The sequence below is a fragment of the Paenibacillus mucilaginosus 3016 genome (assembly GCF_000250655.1).
Classification (GTDB): domain Bacteria; phylum Bacillota; class Bacilli; order Paenibacillales; family NBRC-103111; genus Paenibacillus_G; species Paenibacillus_G mucilaginosus.
Map to the genome: position 1 here is coordinate 2,103,741 of NC_016935.1, position 19,379 is coordinate 2,123,119.

19 protein-coding genes and 1 pseudogene are annotated in these 19,379 nt (G+C 60.3%); 10 read left to right on the plus strand and 10 right to left on the minus strand.

Features of this window, described 5'->3' with window-relative positions; translation table 11 throughout:
* The first annotated feature begins 5 nt into the window (after positions 1–5).
* From PM3016_RS09440 to PM3016_RS09455, 4 genes are all read left to right on the plus strand, one after another.
* Positions 6–233, plus strand: coding sequence for a YuzB family protein (locus PM3016_RS09440; protein WP_013915289.1), 228 nt, complete (start codon positions 6–8; stop codon positions 231–233).
* 225 nt (positions 234–458) lie between these two features.
* Positions 459–1,946, plus strand: a complete 1,488-nt coding sequence (locus tag PM3016_RS09445) for an esterase-like activity of phytase family protein (protein ID WP_014369275.1) — start codon at positions 459–461, stop codon at positions 1,944–1,946.
* Positions 1,947–2,364: 418 nt separating this feature from the next.
* Complete coding sequence (locus tag PM3016_RS09450) at positions 2,365–2,640, plus strand: hypothetical protein (protein WP_236628646.1); 276 nt, start codon at positions 2,365–2,367, stop codon at positions 2,638–2,640.
* A 149-nt stretch (positions 2,641–2,789) separates the two neighbouring features.
* Positions 2,790–3,602 carry a DUF2935 domain-containing protein gene (locus tag PM3016_RS09455; RefSeq protein WP_014369276.1) on the plus strand — a complete coding sequence of 271 codons (813 nt, stop codon included), beginning with the start codon at positions 2,790–2,792 and terminating at the stop codon, positions 3,600–3,602.
* A gap of 252 nt (positions 3,603–3,854) precedes the next feature.
* On the opposite strand, the gene PM3016_RS09460 is transcribed toward PM3016_RS09455, so the two are convergent.
* The gene (locus tag PM3016_RS09460; protein WP_014369277.1) at positions 3,855–5,030 is read right to left on the minus strand and encodes a THUMP domain-containing class I SAM-dependent RNA methyltransferase; all 1,176 of its coding nucleotides are present in this window, start codon (positions 5,028–5,030) and stop codon (positions 3,855–3,857) included.
* Positions 5,031–5,173: 143 nt separating this feature from the next.
* Here PM3016_RS09460 and PM3016_RS09465 point away from each other — a divergent pair, with 143 nt between their 5' ends.
* Together PM3016_RS09465 and PM3016_RS09470 are read left to right on the plus strand one after the other, a co-directional pair.
* Complete coding sequence (locus PM3016_RS09465) at positions 5,174–5,812, plus strand: O-methyltransferase (RefSeq protein WP_013915294.1); 639 nt, start codon at positions 5,174–5,176, stop codon at positions 5,810–5,812.
* A gap of 228 nt (positions 5,813–6,040) precedes the next feature.
* Positions 6,041–6,541: a DinB family protein gene (locus tag PM3016_RS09470; RefSeq protein WP_014369278.1), complete on the plus strand. Its 501-nt coding sequence runs from the start codon at positions 6,041–6,043 to the stop codon at positions 6,539–6,541.
* Positions 6,542–6,647: 106 nt separating this feature from the next.
* Here the strand turns inward: PM3016_RS09470 and PM3016_RS38530 are convergent, their stop codons facing one another.
* From PM3016_RS38530 to PM3016_RS09480, 3 genes are all read right to left on the minus strand, one after another.
* Positions 6,648–6,797 carry a hypothetical protein gene (locus PM3016_RS38530; RefSeq protein ID WP_013915296.1) on the minus strand — a complete coding sequence of 50 codons (150 nt, stop codon included), beginning with the start codon at positions 6,795–6,797 and terminating at the stop codon, positions 6,648–6,650.
* An 83-nt stretch (positions 6,798–6,880) separates the two neighbouring features.
* Positions 6,881–8,116 carry an MFS transporter gene (locus PM3016_RS09475; protein WP_013915297.1) on the minus strand — a complete coding sequence of 412 codons (1,236 nt, stop codon included), beginning with the start codon at positions 8,114–8,116 and terminating at the stop codon, positions 6,881–6,883.
* Between the two features lie 161 nt (positions 8,117–8,277).
* Positions 8,278–9,027: a metallophosphoesterase family protein gene (locus PM3016_RS09480; RefSeq protein WP_014369279.1), complete on the minus strand. Its 750-nt coding sequence runs from the start codon at positions 9,025–9,027 to the stop codon at positions 8,278–8,280.
* Positions 9,028–9,153: 126 nt separating this feature from the next.
* Here PM3016_RS09480 and PM3016_RS38535 point away from each other — a divergent pair, with 126 nt between their 5' ends.
* The 4 genes from PM3016_RS38535 (at position 9,154) to PM3016_RS09495 (ending at position 12,711) form a co-directional block, all read left to right on the plus strand.
* On the plus strand, positions 9,154–9,315 hold the full coding sequence (locus PM3016_RS38535; protein ID WP_164923374.1) for a hypothetical protein: 162 nt from the start codon (positions 9,154–9,156) through the stop codon (positions 9,313–9,315).
* A 63-nt stretch (positions 9,316–9,378) separates the two neighbouring features.
* Positions 9,379–10,818 carry a CapA family protein gene (locus PM3016_RS09485; RefSeq protein ID WP_014369280.1) on the plus strand — a complete coding sequence of 480 codons (1,440 nt, stop codon included), beginning with the start codon at positions 9,379–9,381 and terminating at the stop codon, positions 10,816–10,818.
* 332 nt (positions 10,819–11,150) lie between these two features.
* A complete protein-coding gene (locus PM3016_RS09490) occupies positions 11,151–11,783 on the plus strand; it encodes a fumarylacetoacetate hydrolase family protein (RefSeq protein WP_014369281.1) in 633 nt (210 codons plus the stop codon).
* Between the two features lie 100 nt (positions 11,784–11,883).
* Complete coding sequence (locus PM3016_RS09495; RefSeq protein WP_014369282.1) at positions 11,884–12,711, plus strand: DUF92 domain-containing protein; 828 nt, start codon at positions 11,884–11,886, stop codon at positions 12,709–12,711.
* Positions 12,712–12,895: 184 nt separating this feature from the next.
* Here PM3016_RS09495 and PM3016_RS09500 read toward each other — a convergent pair whose 3' ends face one another.
* From PM3016_RS09500 to PM3016_RS09520, 6 genes and pseudogenes are all read right to left on the minus strand, one after another.
* Positions 12,896–14,536, minus strand: a complete 1,641-nt coding sequence (locus PM3016_RS09500) for a beta-propeller domain-containing protein (RefSeq protein WP_274379997.1) — start codon at positions 14,534–14,536, stop codon at positions 12,896–12,898.
* Positions 14,537–14,549: 13 nt separating this feature from the next.
* Positions 14,550–15,359 (minus strand): annotated as a pseudogene (locus PM3016_RS40710) (copper amine oxidase N-terminal domain-containing protein); the annotation flags it as partial.
* Positions 15,360–15,599: 240 nt separating this feature from the next.
* On the minus strand, positions 15,600–15,950 hold the full coding sequence (locus PM3016_RS09505; RefSeq protein ID WP_014369284.1) for a LapA family protein: 351 nt from the start codon (positions 15,948–15,950) through the stop codon (positions 15,600–15,602).
* A gap of 122 nt (positions 15,951–16,072) precedes the next feature.
* Positions 16,073–17,866 carry an oligoendopeptidase F gene (gene pepF, locus PM3016_RS09510; RefSeq protein WP_014369285.1) on the minus strand — a complete coding sequence of 598 codons (1,794 nt, stop codon included), beginning with the start codon at positions 17,864–17,866 and terminating at the stop codon, positions 16,073–16,075.
* A gap of 219 nt (positions 17,867–18,085) precedes the next feature.
* Positions 18,086–18,271, minus strand: a complete 186-nt coding sequence (locus PM3016_RS09515; RefSeq protein ID WP_013915305.1) for a hypothetical protein — start codon at positions 18,269–18,271, stop codon at positions 18,086–18,088.
* Positions 18,272–18,556: 285 nt separating this feature from the next.
* Positions 18,557–19,357, minus strand: a complete 801-nt coding sequence (locus PM3016_RS09520; protein WP_013915306.1) for a TerC family protein — start codon at positions 19,355–19,357, stop codon at positions 18,557–18,559.
* Positions 19,358–19,379 lie beyond the last annotated feature (22 nt).

Genomic DNA, 19,379 nt, shown 5'->3' on the forward strand with positions numbered 1-19,379 from the left:
CCCGCATGGCCAATGATATCCGGGTTTGCGACAAATGCAAGCATATGCGCATGAAGACCGCGCTTCCGAAGCTGCAGAAGCTGGCGCCGGACGCCGAGATCAAGGTGGGATGCAAGTCCTACTGCGGTCCGTGCTCCCGCTTTGCCTTCATCTTCGTGAACGGCCGGTATGTTACCGGCAAGACCGAGGATGAGGCGATCGAGAAGGCCGCCAAGTATATAAAGAAATCCTGAATGCGCACCTGGGTGCTGCATACAGCACAGCGGGGAGCTCATCGCTCCGCCCTAAGCCCTTGTCTTCCCTGACCGGAAGGCGGGGCTTTTTTGCTTGGATGGCGGATGCCAAACTTTATGATATCTTCACATGCCCTTTACATGGTCGAAACAATGCGGATTTATGCTGAAGAGCAGTGAATTCGAGGTGAGTTCGACCAGTACCGGTGACGGAGGAGCATGAAGATGAAACAGATGGGCAGCAGAGCCAAATGGATGATGGGATCGCTTGCGGCGTTATCGCTGCTGGCGGCACAGGGTGTGGATGCGGCGGAGGAGGGACTGCGCGCGGCGGCAGTCAAGTACGGGATCTGGTCCGGCGGACAGCAGGTCAGCCTGGAGAAGGACCCGGTCGTCATCGACGGCAGCACCTACGTTCCGCTGCGTTCGCTGGGGGAAGCGCTGGGCAAGCAGGTGGAGTGGGATGAGTGGAACGGTGCCATCCGGCTGAAGGACCGGCCGGAGATCGCAGCGGTACATACATGGAAGACACCGGGAACGCTCACCGGAGACCTGAAGGAAGGGGGATTCTCGGGTCTTCTGCATCTGCCGGGCGATCCGGAAGATACGTTCTATACGCTGGCGGACCGGGGGCCGAACGGCGAATTCGGCAAGGACAAGCTCCGCACGTTCCCGGATGCCGGTTATGTGCCACGGATCTATAAAATTAAGGCGGCCGGCGGCGGGATTCAGGTGCTGGAGACGATCAAGCTTCATCTGCCGGCCGGCCGCTCCGATAAGGTGACCGGATCCCCCGGGATTTCGGGACTGCCGAACGTGGACGGACCGGACGAGGTTCCTTATGACGCGTCGGGCACGCAGCAGCTAGCCTATGATCCGGACGGGCTTGACTTGGAAGGGATCGCCTACAGCCCGTCGGACGATACGTTCTGGCTCGCCGATGAATACCGCCCGTCGCTCGTGCAGGTGAAGCGGGACGGCACCATTCTCGGCCGCTATGTCCCCCAAGGAATGAAAGAGCTGCTGGAAAAAGCAGGGGCGCAGACGGAGCTCTACGATGTGCTCCCTGGAGTATACGCCAAGCGCATTTCGAACCGGGGCTTCGAAGGGGTGAGCATCTCCCCGGACGGCAGGTACCTGTTCGCTTCCATTCAGAGTCCGATGGCCGTGCCGGACAAGAAGACCGGGGAAGCCTCGCGGGCCCTGCGTATTCTTAAGCTGGAGCTCGCCTCGAAGAAGGTGGTGGGCGAGTACCTCTACGTGGCCGAGAACGCCGAGCTGTTCGAGGGTGTCAAACAAAAGGACATCGTCATCAGCGATCTGTCGGCGTTGAGCGAAGGTGTGCTGCTGGTGGACGAGCGTGACAAGAACGCAGGTGCGGAGGCTCAGATCAAGCGTATTTACCGGGCGGACTTCTCGCAGGCGACGAATCTGCTCGGGACCGAGCACAGCGAGAAGCTGGAGGCTATGAGTATCGCCGAGATCCGGGAGAAGGGGATCGTCCCTGCCGCCAAGGAGCTTATTGCGGATGTGGCCCAGCTCGGCTACCCGTATGAGAAGCTGGAAGGACTCGCTGTTGTCGACAAGCAAACGCTGGTCATTGTCAACGACAATGATTTCGGCGTCGACGGCTACGACGCACAGGGAAAGCTGCAGGTGAAAGAGCTGCCGACCGAGCTGTACCTGATCCGTCTGAAGGAAGAGCTGCGCTAGAGCTGCCTTGACAGCGGAGCAGGACCGAGAGCAGGACCCGTTGCGGATGACGGGTCTTTTTGCTGTAGAACGGCAGGTGTGGAAGCGAGATTAGGTCCAATTGTGATGTAACCATGAAAAATAGGTATTAAGAACTATATACCAGGTGCATGGTATCTCTTATTCTTAGAGGTGGATTCTTTAGCATAATCAGACAAATTCCGAGTTTTGCTGCCGAAGCGGCCCGAATGGGCATGCAGGAACGGTAGGGAGTCCGGCACCTGCGGGTGTCAGGATCGGCCGGTCCGCGGCGTGCAGGGAAAGACGCCAATAGATCAGGCTCCCGGGCCCAGGGGAGTCCTTTTAGAATTCCGGGAGAACGGGCTTTATTTGAATGAAGGAGTGGACAGGAATGGTGCCGGAGCAGGGACGCAGCATTATGAGCAGAAAAGGGTTTTATACGAAGGTCGGCAAGAACTTTGTGGGTGTGTTTCTATCGAGCGAGGGGCCGAAGATGTTCATTAACCGGGACGTGTACGAATTGACCTCGCCGCATTGGGATGTGGAGATGGTCAAGGGACGCAGCCGGCAGATCATTAATTTCTACTGGCGCGGAGAAGTCAAGCTGTCCGTCCGCTGCGAAGCGAACAATGATGTGTTTCTGCCGCTGTTCGATTATCTCGACTGCCGCGTGAAGACCGCCGCAAGCTCCTAATCGTCGCCGAAGGATCCTGAAGGGTCCGTCGGTCAACGGTTCGCCGCAAGCTCATACGTTTCCTCCAAGCCCAGACACACTCTGGGCTTTTTGTGCATATCCTGCTCTTGACCTAATACATTCCAAGCGGAAGGGAGCGGAGGCTGCGTATGAAGGGGAGCGGATTTGTGAGATCGGCGCTGTTCGAGCACCGGTTCTGGCTGCAGGTGCTGGGAGACCATGCCCGGTTCATCAAGGGAGGGCTGTCCGCAGACGAGAAGGTGGAGCTCGAGCGGGCGGAGGGATTCATCCGCCTGATGGATGATCTGCTGGCGCAGGCCCGCGGAGAGCTGGCCGAAGAGGCACTGCTGGAGCTCACTCGGGAGGCGGGCCATGCGGCACAGGAGCTGAGGGCATTCAAGCTGCATCTGCTGGAGCGGCATCTCACGGGACGGATCGGTCTGAGCCTCTCGCCGTCATTCCTGAGCCACATGGTCAATGAGCTGGAAGAGTACCTGCGGGTGCTGAGTTATTTGTCGGCCGGACGCCCGGCGCCCGTGTGGGGAGAGCTGCACCACCACCTGGTCTGGCTGCAGGATGCTTACGGGCATGCCGCCTCTATCGCGGGCGAGATGGACATGGCGGAGACGAAGCTGATCGATATGGCCAAGACATTCGACAAGCACTTTCGCGATTATTACCTGAAGGCCGTAGAGCTGGCGGGCTATATGCGCACCCGGCTCAAGGAATTCCCGGCCCTGGCGCGGCTGAATAAGGAAGTGGAGCTCGAGATGGTGCTCTTCCGGCAGTTCCTCAGCGAGCTGGAGGAGATGAGGCTGAGCAAGGAAGCGCTCGGCACGCTCACGCCCCTCATGGCCGACCACATGGCCCGGGAAGAGTGCTACTACCTCGTGAAGCTGTCGGAGACCGCGGATGTGAAGCCGCCGGGCTGCGACCCGACCAAGGAGCGGACCGAGGGATAGACGTCCTTAACGGGTGCCCGGCGAAGCAGATCGTTTTTGGCAGCGACCTTTATGCGAAGCATAACGGAGCGCAAAAACGATGCTGCGAGCAGTGTGGTGTCATGCCTGCAGAAGTGAACCGGTTCTTGGTTTTGTAGGTTTGTAAGTAAGTCCTCCCAGCGAAGCAGATCGTTTTTGGCAGCGACCTTTATGCGAAGCATAACGGAGCGCAAAAACGATACTGCGAGCAAATAAAAAGCCCTGAGCGTGAAATCACGCTTCAGGGCTCTTGCCGCCGTCCCTGAGCCAGCCATAGAGGCCGCCGGGGGCGAAGTATTGGTACAGGTTGCACTCGATGCGGCCGTTGAACAGCTTGCGCTTCTTGTCCGACGGGCGGCCCATGTAGTGCTCGAGCTGCTTGCCCGGCGAGAGAATGAAGGCCGACCAGGTCGGCAGCTGCGCGTAGATCGAGCCGAGCTGGCGTACGGCCCGTTCGGCTTCGCGGGCGTCGCCGAGCCGCTCGCCGTAAGGCGGGTTCGTGATGATGCAGCCGTAGTCGCCGCGGGTCTGGATCTTCGACACCGGCAGCACCTCGAGGCGCAGCTCCTTCGCAAGGCCCGCGGCCTTGGCGGAGGCCTCGGCGACCTTGATCGCCTCCGGGTCGATGTCCGAACCCATGATCTGCAGCGGCACGTCGTCCTTCACGAGGTCATACGCTTCATCACGCGCCTGCTCCCATAGCTCCTGCGGGATAACGGGCCAGCCCTCGCTGTTGAACGTGCGGCGCAGCCCGGGAGCGATGTTCCAGCCGATCATCGCGGCTTCGACCGGGATCGTGCCCGACCCGCAGAACGGGTCGTAGAGCGGGCGCTCCGCCTGCCAGCGGCTGAGCAGCACCATGGCCGCCGCCATCGTCTCTTTCAGCGGGGCTTCGGTCACGAGCTTGCGGTAGCCGCGCTTGTGCAAGCCGGGGCCGGTCGTGTCGAGCGTGATCGTGGCGATATCGTTCAGGAGTGCCACCTCGATGACATAGCGTCCGCCCGTTTCACGGAACCATTCGGTGCCGTAGGTCAGCTTCATCTTTTCCACGACCGCCTTCTTCACGATCCCCTGACAGGCAGGGACGCTCGAAAGCTGGGACTTGTGGGAGCGTCCTTCCACCGGGAATTCCGCGTCCTCGGGAATCCAGTCCGGCCAAGGCAGGGCCTTCACACCTTCGAACAGGTCGTCGAAGGTGCGGGCCTCGAACTGGCCCATCTTCACCAGCACGCGGTCGGCCGTCCGCAGCCAGAGGTTAGCGCGGGCGATGGCCAGCAGGTCGCCCTTGAAGGTGACCCGTCCGTTCTCCGTGGTGACCTGGTCGTAACCGAGCTCCCGCACTTCGCGGGCGACGACCGCCTCGAGTCCCATCGGGGCTGTGGCGATCAATTCTATCGTATCCATGGACATGGTGTGGTTCACTCCGTCAATTCAGTCTGGTTGATCTCCTGAGGCAAAAGCCATACAATACTCTAGTATAGGAGATTGGGCAAAATTATACAAACGCCGGAGCGCAAAAGGTGGGCCGGCGGCGAGACAAAGGAGATGGCGCGATGACGGCGGAGCAAACGGCCGAACAATATATGGAATCGCTGTACGGGGAGGACCCGCAGCTGAAGCGGGTGAAGGAAGGCATCGCGGCCAGCGGCATGCGCGATATCTCGATTGAGCCCGGCTACGGCCGGCTGCTGACCCTGCTGGTCGGCATCACGGGGGCCAAGCAGGTGATGGAGATCGGCGCGCTGGGCGGGTACAGCGGCATGTGCCTCGTCCGGGGACTGCCGGAGGAAGGCCGGCTGGTTTCCCTGGAGCTGAATCCGGATTTTGCGGCGGTGGCCCGCAGGCATCTGGAGGAAGCGGGGTACGGGGACCGGGTCGAATACCGGATCGGCGAAGCGCTGGACAGCCTGAAGCAGCTGGAGGAGGAAGGACGCAGGTTTGACCTGTTCTTCATCGACGCGGACAAAGGAAATTACCCGAACTACCTGGAATGGGCGATCCGGCTGGCCAATCCGGGGGCACTCATCGTGGGAGACAACCTGCTCATGCGCGGGAAGACGACGAATCCCGAGGAGAAGGGCAATGGCGTGACCCGCATGCGGGAGTTCAACCAGATGATCGCGCAGGATCCGCGGCTGGAGGGCGTTCTGCTGCCGGCTTACGACGGGCTCGCCCTGGCGCGGGTGAAGTAAGGCCTGAATCCGTATTTCAAGGCAGCAGCCATTCCATAACAACAAAGCCGTTTCCAAAACGCCGGACGGGGCGGGCAGGGAACGGTTTTCTTATTTTAATTTAACAAAAGAGGACAGAGAACCCTGACAGTCTGTTGTCAGCGAAGCGGCGTTATACTGGATCTATACAGCTGTTCTGCACGCGGTACCCGAGCTGCGCAGCCCACCTACTCTAAGGAGGCCATGCCCATGTATACGACCATTCAAAGCTTCATCGCCGAATACGAGAACGAGTCCCTGGCTACCCGGAAGCTGCTCGATGCTCTAACCGACGTCTCGCTGTCCCAGGAGATCGCTCCCGGCTTCCGGAGCCTCGGCCCTCTGGCCTGGCACCTGGTTCACAAAGACCACGGACTGCTGACAGGCGCCGGTCTCTCGTTCCAAGCGCCGGCGGCGGACAGTGAGACGCCCGCTTCCGCCGCTTCCATTGCGGAGGCTTACCGCACGGTGACCCAGTCGATCCTAAGCGCGGTACGTGAGCAGTGGAGCGACGAGGCGCTTGGGGAGACGGTACAGATCTTTGGACAGTCCTGGACCAAGGGGCTGACGCTGTACATTTTCCTGAAGCACGAAATTCATCACCGGGGCCAACTGACCATCCTGATGCGCCAGGCCGGGCTGCCGGTTGCGGGCATGTACGGTCCGTCCAAGGAAGAATGGTCGGCGATGGGAATGGCCGCCCCGGTTTGATCCCGCTCCGGGGAGGACGGGGAAGCAAGCTTCTACCGTTCGCTAATAACAAAAGACCCGCGTGACGGGATGCCCTCTCAGGGGCCCCGTTACGCGGGTCTTTGTGCTACTTCTCCCGTTCATATAAAAATGCGGTGAGCAGCAGGGTGAAGACAAAAAGGAATAGGTACTTGGCCCATCCCCATGACAGGTAATCGAGCAGTGCCATAAGAGCCGTTACGCTCACGGCTGTAATCAGGGCTTTATCCCCGCGCATACGCTGTACCTCCCTCTTTAATAAAAAAGATGACTGCTGAACGAAACGTCAGGAGTCATCTTGGATGTGGCAAAGCCTCAAGCTTAAGGAGACGCGGGCGCCTCCCCTGAACCGGAAGAACCTTTGCGCGGCAGGCGGCTGAGCAGGGACTTGTACACCCACACCGCATTGACGAACAGGAGTACGGCCGAGATCAGAAACAGCTGCTGAATCGTGACATACCCCGACACGAAGCCCCCGACGACCGGTCCGAGCATGTTGCCGAGGCTGAGGGCGCTCGAGTTGAAGGAGTACGAGCGGCTCTCCATCCCGCCCGGCGTATACTTGCGGATGAGGCTGTTCACGGTCGGCAGCAGGCCGCCCAGGAAGATGCCGAGGAAGAAGCGGGCGGCGAACAGCTGCCAGACGTTCTGGACCAGGGCCTGCGGTACGGAGGCTATCGCCGCGCCGATGAGACAGATGGCGAGGATCCGCTCGGGCCCGATCCGGTCGGATAACCGGCCGAGCAGCGGTGAGGCGATCATGTTCGAGAAGCCGGTAATCGAGCCGACCATCCCGGCATAGAACGCCAGCATCTCCCCCGTTCCATGCAGCTTTTGCACGAACAGAGGGAGGAGCGGCAGCACGCTGAGGAGCGAGAACTGGATCAGGAACGTGACCGCATAGAGCGATGGAAGCTGTGGGATGCCCCGAAGCTGCTTGAAGGCGGCCGACATGGACTGCTTCGGCTTTTGGGCCGCAGCCTTGCTGTCGAACGTCTCCTTGACGAGGAGCGCCGCCAGCATCGAAGCCAGGAAGAGCAGCCCCCCGGTGATATAAAAGATGTACCGGTAGCCGATCCACTCGGCGAGCAGTCCGCCGAACAGCGGCCCGAGGATCGAGCCGGCGACCGCGCCGGACTGCAGCGTACCCATGGCGAAGCCCATCCGCTCGCGGGGAGCCGTGGCGGACATCAGGGCGACGCCGGCAGGAATGAAGCCGGAGATCGTGCCGTTCACCAGGCGCAGCAGCAGCAGGTGCCAGGGACCTGTGGCAAAGCCCATCAGCGTCATGACGACCGCCATGCCGAAGCCTGAGCGGAGCAGCATCACCTTGCGGCCGTAGCGGTCCGCCAGGCCGCCCCAGAGGGGCTGAAAGACGAACGAGGTCACGAAGTTCCCCGCAAAAATAATCCCCGACCAGGTGGCGAGGGCATGCGGCTCCGTAACACCGAGCTCTTGAAGATATAAAGGGAGAAAAGGAACAATCATGGTCATGCCCGCCATAACCAAGAACTGTCCGAACCATAGTACGGTGAGATTCGTTTTCCATCCGGGCAACGTGTATCGCCTCTTTCCTGCAGTTCCCGCGCCGGGTGAGACCCGTCCAGGAGACGGGCCTGCGGCCGCGTTTCATGTTGCGTTAAGCGGAGGACCGGCTGCCGGGGAGCGGCTGAAGGTCCGGCCGGACCTCGGCCTGAACCTTACGGTTACTCCTGGCTCTACTGTTCCAGGCCCGTCCGCATTTCGTACTGGAAGCGCTCGAGCTGGGGCAGCTTGACGCGCTCCGCAATAGCCACGACCCGTTCGATGTCGTAAGGCACGCGCACCATCTGGACCGAGAAGGGCCCGGGGGCCTCCGAGCCTTCGATCCCCTCCAGGATGACATAGCTGGCCTGGGGGAGTCCGTCGTACGGGGCGCCGACCGCGCCGGTGTTGAAGAGCAGCAGCCCCTTGCGGCGCCCCGATTTGAGCGTCTGGAGGTACGGGACGTGAATATCGCCGTAGCCTACGACATCCGGCGCTTCCTCCCCTCCGAGGAAGCCTCCGGTGGCCTCCGTATTCTCGAACATCGCGAGCTTCTCTTTCTTCTCGGATTTGCGGTAGACGCGGGTATACACGCTCTCCGCCGAGGCGTGGACGAGCCGGATGCGCCGGCCGCTCAGCAGCAGGTCCGCCGAGAACGGCAGGCTGCCGAGATACCTCAGCTGCTCGGAGCCCAGCCGCTCCTGCTGCCACACGCCCGCCTCTTTCACCTGCGGGGTACCGATACCGTGGTCCCAGTTGCCCTGGACCACCCGTTCGCAGAGCTCACGGATCCGATCCACCGCTTCGGCCGGCTGGGGTCCCTTGCCGACCAGGTCGCCAAGACAGAAGATCCGGCGGATTCCCCGGGATCGAATGTCCTCGGCAGCCGCCTCAAGCGCAGGAAGATTGCCGTGTATGTCCGAGATGACAGCGATGCGTTCCATGCGGCATCCCCCTTCGTCACTAAGTTGCCTTCCATTATATCACAAGCGGGGACGCAGTCTAAAATTCGGGGCAGAGGCCGGGAGCGGGCGGTTCCGCCGAAGCAGCCGCAGCCGGGACGAACCGGAATGCCAATAAAATTTGGAATAAAGGCCCATGACCGGGATGGCACGTTCTGGTATAATGGGAACACGAAAAATGCGGCGGACCAGCGGATTCGTCCGTTCGGCCGGCATGACCTGCCGGCTCCCGCAGCCGCTGCAGCGCAGCAGGACAGGGTAAAGGAGTAGGTTACGATTCAATCGCGTTCGGAGAAACACAAGCAGGAGAAGGCCAGCAAGTTCAAGAAAACGATGTGGCTGAAGATCGGGGCTCTGGTCGGCGTAACGATAGGCGCTTTCATTTATTTGATCGGCTGGCTTGAAGGGCCTCAGCCCGGCAGCGTCGAGACCCCGGCCCAGCAGCCGGCAGTTGTATTGGACAAGCCGCAGACGGTGCCGGAAAAGGCGGAAGAACCCGCGGGAGCGGCCGATGAGCCGAAGCCGGAGACGGTTCCGGTCACGCCGACGGCTGGAGAGAACGGAGGCGCGCTGCCGGCGGCCGGCGGGAGCAGTCCGCGCGTCAAGCTGAGCTTCGTCGGTGACGTCATGTTCGCCGGCAGAGTGGAGGACATCGTGAAGAAGAACGGATATGCTTATCCGTTCGAGCAGGTGAAGTCTTACTTGGAGAAGGCGGACCTGACGGTGGCCAACCTGGAGACGCCGATTACTGCGAGCGGTACGGCACAGTCCAAGGAATACGTGTACCGCTCGTCCCCGCTGGCCCTGCCGGAGCTCAAGGGGGCCGGTGTGGATCTCGTGAACCTGGCCAACAACCATACGATGGATTACGGCGAGAAGGGGCTGCTCGATACGCTCGATCACCTGGATGCGCAGGGAATTCGCCGGGTAGGCGGCGGCAGGAGTGCGGACGAGGCTTACCACCATGAGATCGTCGACCAGAACGGCATGAAGATCGCCTTCCTCGGATTCTCCGAGGTGCTGCCGGATGCCTCCTGGTTCGCGGGGGCCGGCAAGCCGGGCCTTGCCGAGAGCTATTCGGTGAAGCGGCCGCTGGAAGCCATAGCGAAGGCCCGGGCGGAAGCCGATCTTGTCGTGGTGATAGCCCACTGGGGGGAAGAGCGCGAGGAGCGGATGAACGAGAAGCAGAGAGATCTGGCGCACCAGTACATCGATGCGGGCGCCGACCTGATCATTGCGAGCCATCCTCACGTGCTGCAGGGCTTCGAACAGTACAATGGCAAGTGGATCGCTTACAGCCTCGGCAATTTTATTTTTACTACGAATTCGAACCCGAACACCCTCGAGAGCATGATCCTCGACGCCTCCTGCACCAAGGAGCGCAGCTGCGACCTCAGTCTGGTGCCGATCCACACGGAATGGGCTCATCCGGTGCCTATGGAAGCGGAGAAGGGGAAGAAGCTCTTCGAGAAGCTGACACGGATTTCCTATAACGCCAAGGTGGACGGAGAGGGGAAAGTGACGGCAGGGCCGGTCAACCCTTACAAGGCGCCTGCGGGCCCGGTACCGCTGCCGTCCAAGACGACGAACAAGAGCGGGGCGGTCTCCACGGGAACGGGAACGTCCTCGAAGTCCGCCTCCACCAAGCCGACGACAGAGTCTGCGAAGACGAAGACAACGACAACGACAAGCACCAAGTCGAAGGAGAACACGTCAACGGGAACCCAGGGAACGGCCGTGAAGAAACCGGCTGCGACGACAACCAAAGAATAATAAGAAGGCAGCAGCCCAAGGGCAGCACTCCCCAAGCCGGGAGGCTGCCCTTTTTTGAATGGAACGGATGCGGGAGCGGCCAGCGGGATGACCGGGAGTTACCTGGCATCAGCCCTTCTGTTTCCATGCGGTTCCACCTGTGCGGTACCAAGGCCTCATCGGTAACGAGCATGCGCAGTGGTTTCTCCTTTATATGCAGCCGGACCTTCAAGCAGTGGAGCGGCGTTGTGCTTTGAAGGGGAGAGGCTTATAATGAGAGGCAAGTCAAGGTAATTATCCGAATCATGTATCCTTATCAGAAATCTTAATCCGAACAAAGGACCGATGCGCTAATGAACGAATCCATCCGCAACATTTATTGTGTAGGACGCAATTACGGGCTGCATGCCGCCGAGCTTGGCAATGACATTCCCGAGGAGCCGATGATCTTCACGAAGCCGACGCATGCTCTGACGGCCATCGACGGAGGGGAGATTTCGCTGCCGGAAGGCCGCGGGGAGGTTCACTACGAAGCCGAGCTGGTGCTGCACGTGGGACGAGCGTACACGCCCGGCATCACGGTCGACGAGCTTGTCGACCGGATGGCGCTCGGTGTTGATTTTACGCTTCGCGACGTGCAGTCCGTTCTCAAAAAGAAGGGACATCCGTGGCTGCCGGCCAAGGGCTTCCTGAACTCGGCGGCACTAACCGAATTCCGCCCGTTCCCGGGGTTCGAGCAGGTGAAGCAGGTGGAGTACACGCTCCGGCGCAACGGGGAAGAGGTGCAGCGGGGCAATCTCAATGACATGATCTTTAACCTGCAGGTCATTGTCGACTATATTGCCAAGCACTACGGGCTGGGAGCGGGAGATATCATCTACACGGGAACTCCTGCCGGCGTGGCTGCCGCGCACGAAGGCGACCGCTTCGAGCTCCTCTGGGGCGAGACGGCGTTCGGCGCGTTCACGGCCCGTTTCGGGAAGTAAGCCGTCCTTATGGGGACACGAGAATGGACCGCTCCTCCGGTGGGAAGGGCGGTCCATATCGTTTACATGTTATTATCCTACTGTCGACAAGGGGGACCTTATGTCTGATCTGCTTATCGGGCTGCTGGGAAGCGCCGGGATTGCGGGAGCGGCTTATCTCAAGCGTTCGCTCTCCCTCTCGGGCTTCCTGGCGGCCGTCCTGCTTGGCACCGCCATGTATTCCGCCGGCAGCGCAGCCTGGTTCGGCACGCTGATTGCTTTCTTCATCACCTCGTCCCTGCTCTCGAAGGTTAAGGCGAAGCGCAAGGCGGCGGCCGAGGAAGGCTACGCGAAGGGCAGCCGGCGCGATGCGGGCCAGGTGCTCGCCAACGGCGGCCTCGGCCTGCTGCTCTGCCTGGGCGCGGCCCTCTTCCCGCATCCGGCCTGGTGGGCCGCCTTCATCGGCGTGATGGCCACGGTCACGGCCGACACCTGGGCCACCGAGGTCGGCGGCCTCAGCCCCACCGCGCCGCGGTCGATCGTCACGCTCCGCCCCGTGCCGGCCGGCACCTCCGGCGGCGTGACGCCGCTTGGCCTCGGCGCCTCCGCTGCCGGCGGCCTCTTCATCGGCGCGGCCGCGTGGGCGCTGGGCCTGCTGTCCGCGGAGCCGGCGCTGCCGGCCGGCTCGGTGGCTTCGGCTGCCGGGCTCTGCGCCATGGGCCTGGCCGGCGGTCTCGCCGGCTCGCTGGCCGACTCGTGGCTTGGCGCGGTCTGCCAAGCGATGTACCGGTGCAGCGTCTGCGGCCGGGACATCGAAAAAAACCGCCACTGCGGGGCAGCGGCGGTTCCGGTTCGGGGCTTCTCCTGGATGACGAACGATCTCGTCAACTTCCTGAGCTCGGCGGCCGGCGGTGCGGCCGCATGGGCGCTGAGTCTGGTTTTCGCGTAAGGCCTACTCTTCCTCTTTGCGGGAATAGGCTTTATTCGTAACATAGATGGCCGCGGCCGAGATGGCGAGGGCAATCAGGATCGAGACAATAATAATAAAAGTCACCATAATGGACGGAAGTACCTCCGGAGAATGTAGTTGCTTCTGCCATTGTACCGGATCGGAACCGGTATGCCAAGCGGACTTAAGGGCGAGGCTGCCACGGCGGCAGCGGGAGGGAGCGCAGCTCCTTGAGGGAGGCCAGGTCATTGGCCTTCATCATGCCCTGGGATGCCGAGTACAGCGTATCGCCGATATAGAGCAGCCGCTCGATGTTCAGATCACTGCCGTACCAGGAGGATCCCGCTTTCTTCATCGCTTCTTCCGACAGGTGAGTCACTTTCCCGCGCAGCTGGAAGCCGCTCTGAAGGTCCAGCCCATAGACATAGGCGCCCTGGAAGGTGAATTCGCCGTAAGCCTGGGGCGAAACGGAGCCTGCCGCATTCTTGTCCTTGATTTCCATCACGGTGACAGGGAAGGCGAGCAGGTTCTTTTCTTTGGAGAACAGAAGCGCTTTGTGGTTATGCAGCAGCTCGGATTCCGTGCCCCGGTCGCCGATCGTCTCCTTGAAGAGCTCCTTCGGGTTCGCCGGATCGCTGACGTCGAAGAGGGCCATCTTCATCCCTTGGGTGAAGGCGGCAGGCTCTCCGGTGAAGCCCGGTTCGGGCTTCGCCACGACAGCTTCCTTGCCGAAGCCGATCAGGTGATTCTCGTCATAAGGGTGCAGGTAATCGCTGTACCCCGGAATCTTGAGCTGGCCGAGCGTCTTCGGAGCCCTCGGATCCGAGAGGTCGATCGCGAACAGCGGGTCCACCTGCCGGAAGGTGACCATGTAAGCCCGGCTTCCCATGTAGCGCACGGAGTAGATCCGCTCACCGGGAGCGAGGTCTTCGAGAGACCCGGTGATCTTCATCGCTTCGTCAAGTACATAGACGTTATTCTTGGACGTGCCTTCGTCCGTGCGCCAGGAACTCCCGGTCGTTGTGGCGATCCGGAAATAGCCGTCATGTTCATCCATGGAGAACTGGCTCAGCGGGTGTCCGGGTACGGTGCCGCGGCCTTCATAGCGGGTGGTGCCTCCGTCAAGACCGAACTTGTAGATGACGCTGACGGTATCTTCGGCGCGTGGCACCGGTATGGACGGCGTTGCGATCCCGCCGATACCCGGATCGATCGGGATCGGCATCGGCTGTGCGGCCTGGTACTCGTTCACGGTCACGTACAGGTTGGACTCGGATGCATAGACATACTGTCCGGAGCCGAGGTAGCTCGTGACCTGCATTTTTTGGTCCGGGTGCTTCAGATGAATTCCGCCGACGAGCAGGTAGTTCGGCTCCACGGCCTTCGGGAAGTACCGGATGTCCTCGAACCCGATGGTGACAAAAGCATCCCCGGCAGCCGTATCCCGGTAGGCCGGACCGGCTGCAGCCGCCAGCTTCTCCTCAGGCGTTGCGTTCTCGCGCAGCAGCCAGTGGAAGTTCATCGACTTGTTCGTCACAATGTACAGCGAGTCGCCGATCTTGCGCGAGGAGATATAATGCCCCTCGAGCTCCGTCTCCCTGACGGCCTTGAGCTTCGTGCGGTCTCCGAGCTCGTAGACGATCGTCTTGGTCGTCGTGCGGTAAGGAGAGGGCCAGATGGCGATCTTCTTCTCCGCTATAACGGAATGGCTTGGGGAACCGCTGACGGGCGCGGCCTGGGGGCTGGTCTTCTGGACCGCCGAGCGGCACAGGTACGGACGCGGCCGGATAAGATGTGCTGCCGATGACGACAAGGTGGGTGTCATCCACATACAGCTCCTGCGGGTAAAAGTTCGCGTCTTCCCAGTAGACGGTGCTCACTACGTTCATGGATTCCGCAGGCAGCGCATCGGCGATGACGATGCGGTTCCGGTTGACCTGGTAGATGAACTCTCCATCGGTCTTGATGACATCGCCTTCGTCCACGCCCTCCACCTGCACATTCGTAGTGGAATAGCCCGGGGAGGCTGACGATCCCGATTCGCCGATGGCCGTGGGAGCCGCAGGGGCAGCGGCGGAATCCGTCACTGCTGTCTTGCTTTTAAACTCAAGCATCTCGTTCTGTACCGATATCCCCGCAGCTCGGGGCATTTCCTTCAGCAGCGACTCGAGCTTCTCGAAGGAGCCGACCGTGGGCAGGCTCTTGTCCGCATCGACGATGGATACCTTGCGGTTGAGCGCGTCCCAGTAGACGTTGAAGCCGAACGCTTCGCTGAAGAAGCGCAGCGGCACCATCAGCTTCTCCCCCTCGACATACGGAGCCTGCTCCAGCTTCACTTCCCGGCCGCTGCGGTAGGCGTTCTCGCTGCCGGGCTGCAGCTTGATGGAGGCCGAGCCCTTCTCCGCTTCGGCCCACTTCTCCGCCGCGTTCCAGCGGACCTCCACCCCGAGCGCCTGCGACAGCTCGCGCAGCGGCACCATCAGGGTGCTGCCCGCGAAGACGGGAGCTGTGGCGAAGCGGACATCCTGGCCGTTCAGGTTCATGCCGACGGGCGCCGATTCGGCAGCCGCGCCTGCCTGCGGGCCGGGGGATCCGCTGAGCAGCAGCGTCAGGGCGAGGAGCCCGACAGCCAGCTGTTTCCTTTTCATGATTGTTCCTCCCTTGTATGTTGCGTGCACAGTCTGATCTCTCTCTTATCTCTATGGACGCGCTGCCGCCCCAATATGTTTCAGTCAAGGAAGCGGCAGCTTCATCGTCCTTATAAGGCGCTTATCCGAGTCTTTATCCGCTCCAAAAGGCCCTGCGCATAAAAGCGTCAGGGCCTGCAGCCGTTTGGCTTGTCCCCTGCGCTCATTATAACAGATGGCGCGGGTGGCGGGGACAAGTCATCATTTGGTTGTATCCTGCCTCGGCACTTCAGGGGAGGAGGGGGTTCCGGCAGGCTGCAACTGGAGGTCGGACGAGGGGACAGGGGCCGAGCCGGCTTGTCCGCTCTCATACTCCGCCACCTTCTTCTCGAGCAGGCGGATCTGGCGCTTCAGCTTGAACTGCCGGAACAGACCGATGAATCCGGTGATGAGGCCGCCGAGCAGGACCGAGCCGAGAATGACGAGAATGAGCGGAATGTCCCGCTCGCCGAAGACATACTTCACCCGGACGGGATCGACATTGATTACGGCGAAGACGGCCGTGACGAGTGCGAATAAGAGAGTGAGAATCAGAATCCATTGGGCTTTCATGACGGCACGTTCCTTTCATCGCAGGCGCTTTTGGTATATCCTTTATTACCCGAAGGCCCGCACAGCAAAATCGGGTGATGCTCAAAAAGGCCGAGCCGGCAGGCCGGCTCAGCCCTATGATCTTATGCTTCCGACAGCTTCTCCATCTGCTCGAGCAGGTCCTTGAACACGCTCATCGCCTGCTTGATCGGCTCCGGCGTCGACATATCCACGCCCGCCTTCTTCAGGATGTTCAGAGAGTAGTCGCTGCCGCCGCTCTTCAGGAAGCCGAGGTAGCGGTCCACGGCAGGCTGGCCTTCATCCAGGATCTGCTTCGCAAAGGACGTCGCAGCCGAGAAGCCCGTCGCATATTTGTAGACATAGAACGAGTTGTAGAAGTGGGGGATGCGCGCCCATTCCATCTCGATATCTTTATCCACAGCCATCTCCTTGCCGTAATACTGGACGTTGAGGTTGTAGTAGATCTCGCTGAACAGCTGCGGCGTCAGGGATTCGCCCGCTTCGGCCTTCTCATGGATGATTTTCTCGAATTCCGCGAACATCGTCTGACGGAACACCGTCGTGCGGAACTGGTCCATGTAGTAGGTGAGCAGGTACATCTTCTCTTTCTTGTCGCTCGAATGCTTCAGCATGTAGTCCATGAGCAGCGCTTCGTTCAGCGTCGAGGCGACTTCCGCCAGGAAGATCGTGTACTGCGCGTAGCGGTAAGGCTGGTTCTCATCCGAGAGATAGGAGTGCAGCGCGTGGCCCATCTCGTGCGTGAGGGTGAACATGCTGTTGAGGTTGTCCTTGTGGTTCAGCAGCACGTAAGGGTGCGTGCCGTAGGCTCCCCAGCTGTAAGCCCCGTTGCGCTTGCCTTCGTTCTCGTAGATGTCGATCCAGTGGTTGTCGAAGCCTTCCTGCAGCACCTTGAGATAGTCCGGGCCGAGCGGCTCCAGGCTCTCCTTGACCTTCTCTTTCGCTTCTTCGTACGAGATTTCGAGCTTGTATTCGTCGACGAGGGGAGCGAAGAGGTCGTACATGTGCAGCTGGTCCACCTTCATCAGCTTGCGGCGCAGCTCCATATAGCGGTGCATGAGCGGGAGCGAGTCATGAACGGCGTCGATCAGGTTCGTATACACTTCCTTGTCGATCTTGTCGCCGAAGAGGGACATCTCGAGGGTGGAAGGGTACTTGCGGGCTTTGGCATAAAAAATATTCTTCGTCACATTGGCCGCAAGCGTGGCCGCAATGGTGTTCTTCTGCTTGCCGTACGTTTCGTACATCTTCTGGAACGCTTCCCTGCGCACCTCGCGGTTGCGGCTCTCCAGGAACTGGATGTACCGGCCGTGGGTCAGCTCGACCTCTTCGCCCTGCTCGTTCTTGACCTTCGGGAACTTCAGGTCCGCGTTGTTCAGCATGCCGTAGATCGTGCCCGGCGCCTGGGAGAGGTTGCCCACCTGCGCGAGGAGGGCTTCCTCGCTCTTGCCGAGGACGTGCTGCTTCTGGCGGATCATTTCCTCAAGGGTCCGCTTGTAGAAGGCCAGATCGGGATGCCCGACGAGCGCCTGGAGCACCTCATCGGAGAGACTCAGAATCTCGGGGGACACGAAGGAGAGGGCTTCGCCGACTTCTACGCTGAGCTTCTTGGATTTATCGGATAAGGCCTGATATACGGGATCCGCCATGTCTTCATGATGCTTCATGTTGGCATATACGTAGAGACGTTCGGTATGTATGGAGATTTCATCTTCTAGCTGGAAGACTTCCTTGATTGAAGCCGGATCGGCCAGCTTGCCTTCGAAGCGGCCCACATTCTTCAAAGCGTCCTTGACCTTCTGATACTCCGCATCCCAAGCTTCCTGGGAAGCGAACAGGTCCTGAAGGTTCCAGCGGTGTTCGGCGGGAACGTCATTGCGTTTGGGTAACTGATTCATGGGAGCCCTCCTTATCGGATGAATAGGTTTCGCGGCGGAGCCCGTCTGAGCTGCGGACGAGACCAGCAGTCCGCTCAGCAGGATGCCGCAGAAGAACACGGGAATAGCACGCATTGCCGCTCACGCTCCAAGGCAGCAGGATGGGTAGGTCTGGAAACGTTGGTTAGTATAACCGGAGCGTGATTCAAATATTAGTATAGGGAATTGCCGGACAGAAGTCTATTGCTGGGGCAGGGAGAAGAAGCTGTAGACCATCATGAAGAAGGAGAAGGAGATCATCACCAGGGCGATGATGGCCAGCGGCCGTTTGGTTCCCGGCGGCAGGGTGTCCTTCTTCATGATCAGAATCAGTCCCAGCGAGAACGATAGGATAATGAAGGTTACTACGGATGCGCTGTTGCTCATAAGTCTGAACGGTTCACCTCGGTTCGGTAGGCTTTTTTATCACTTGTATCCCCTAGTGTTCGCCAAGAAGGGCCGGAATCCTCTCTGACGGGAGGGGATTTCCGGTATGGCCCGGGGAGGGGCATGATGCGGAGGCGGCGGGGCGCATCCTTAATTTCTATGGAGACAGCCGGCCAAACAGAACGGCTCGGCTTGCTGCCGCGGATGACGAACAAAGGCCGGCATCGGGTAGCGATGCCGGCCTTTGCAGGATTGCGTTATGGAGATGCAGTAAGGCTGTGCGGATCAGCTGTTCGGCTTGAGCTTGACGAGCACCAGTCGGCCGTCTTCGTCGCGCTTCGCCTTGAAGCTGTCGTTCGGCTGGATGTCCGCCTCCTGCTCCAGCTCCTGGGGAATGGTCAGATGACCGTTCTCGTTAATGGAGACGAAGGAGCCGAACAGTTTTTTGCCGTAGCCGGTGATCAGTACGCCTACGACGATGAGAGAGATGAGCACCCATTTGAGGATGCCGTTCTCCTCGAACCAATTCGCAACGGATGGGTCTTCCGTAAGCATGGAGCCTGCCGTGTAGGCCAGAACGCCCGATCCGATGTAGATGATCCAAGGGTACTTCTCGACGAGCTTGATGAACATCGTACTTCCCCAGACCATGATCGGTACGCTGATCAGAAGGCCGAGCACCACAAGCAGGAAGTCGCCGTGCGAGGCGCCTGCGACGGCCATGACGTTGTCGAAGCCCATCACTCCGTCCGCAATAATGATGGTGCGGATGGCGGGCCACAGCTGAGGCTTCGCTTCCACCGCATGGTCGCTCTTGTCCACGAGCAGCTTGTAGGCGATCCAGATCAACACTACGCCGCCCACCAGCAGGAGGTAAGGCAGCTTGAGCAGCCATACAACGGCGAGGGTGGCAAGCACGCGGATGACCACCGCGCCGACCGTTCCCCACATAATCGCTTTTTTCTGGTGTACCTTGGGCAGATTTCTTGCAGCCAGCGCGATCACGATCGCGTTATCTCCTGCCAGAACAAGGTCGATGAGGACGATGTTCAGCAGTTTGAGCAGGAACTCCAGAGAGAAGTCCACGTTCACCACTCCTATTCAGTTT

What these genes read in the sequence shown, in the direction of transcription:
- pepF (WP_014369285.1), bottom strand. Translation starts at nt 17,866, where the DNA reads ATGAATCAGTTACCCAAACGCAATGACGTTCCCGCCGAACACCGCTGG.
- PM3016_RS38535 (WP_164923374.1), top strand. Translation starts at nt 9,154, where the DNA reads ATGCCAATAAAATTTGGAATAAAGGCCCATGACCGGGATGGCACGTTC.
- PM3016_RS09500 (WP_274379997.1), bottom strand. Translation starts at nt 14,536, where the DNA reads ATGACACCCACCTTGTCGTCATCGGCAGCACATCTTATCCGGCCGCGT.
- PM3016_RS09455 (WP_014369276.1), top strand. Translation starts at nt 2,790, where the DNA reads ATGAAGGGGAGCGGATTTGTGAGATCGGCGCTGTTCGAGCACCGGTTC.
- PM3016_RS09485 (WP_014369280.1), top strand. Translation starts at nt 9,379, where the DNA reads ATGTGGCTGAAGATCGGGGCTCTGGTCGGCGTAACGATAGGCGCTTTC.
- PM3016_RS09440 (WP_013915289.1), top strand. Translation starts at nt 6, where the DNA reads ATGGCCAATGATATCCGGGTTTGCGACAAATGCAAGCATATGCGCATG.
- PM3016_RS09470 (WP_014369278.1), top strand. Translation starts at nt 6,041, where the DNA reads ATGTATACGACCATTCAAAGCTTCATCGCCGAATACGAGAACGAGTCC.
- PM3016_RS09515 (WP_013915305.1), bottom strand. Translation starts at nt 18,271, where the DNA reads ATGAGCAACAGCGCATCCGTAGTAACCTTCATTATCCTATCGTTCTCG.
- PM3016_RS09450 (WP_236628646.1), top strand. Translation starts at nt 2,365, where the DNA reads ATGAGCAGAAAAGGGTTTTATACGAAGGTCGGCAAGAACTTTGTGGGT.
- PM3016_RS38530 (WP_013915296.1), bottom strand. Translation starts at nt 6,797, where the DNA reads ATGCGCGGGGATAAAGCCCTGATTACAGCCGTGAGCGTAACGGCTCTT.
- PM3016_RS09445 (WP_014369275.1), top strand. Translation starts at nt 459, where the DNA reads ATGAAACAGATGGGCAGCAGAGCCAAATGGATGATGGGATCGCTTGCG.
- PM3016_RS09465 (WP_013915294.1), top strand. Translation starts at nt 5,174, where the DNA reads ATGACGGCGGAGCAAACGGCCGAACAATATATGGAATCGCTGTACGGG.
- PM3016_RS09505 (WP_014369284.1), bottom strand. Translation starts at nt 15,950, where the DNA reads ATGAAAGCCCAATGGATTCTGATTCTCACTCTCTTATTCGCACTCGTC.
- PM3016_RS09460 (WP_014369277.1), bottom strand. Translation starts at nt 5,030, where the DNA reads ATGTCCATGGATACGATAGAATTGATCGCCACAGCCCCGATGGGACTC.
- PM3016_RS09490 (WP_014369281.1), top strand. Translation starts at nt 11,151, where the DNA reads ATGAACGAATCCATCCGCAACATTTATTGTGTAGGACGCAATTACGGG.
- PM3016_RS09480 (WP_014369279.1), bottom strand. Translation starts at nt 9,027, where the DNA reads ATGGAACGCATCGCTGTCATCTCGGACATACACGGCAATCTTCCTGCG.
- PM3016_RS09495 (WP_014369282.1), top strand. Translation starts at nt 11,884, where the DNA reads ATGTCTGATCTGCTTATCGGGCTGCTGGGAAGCGCCGGGATTGCGGGA.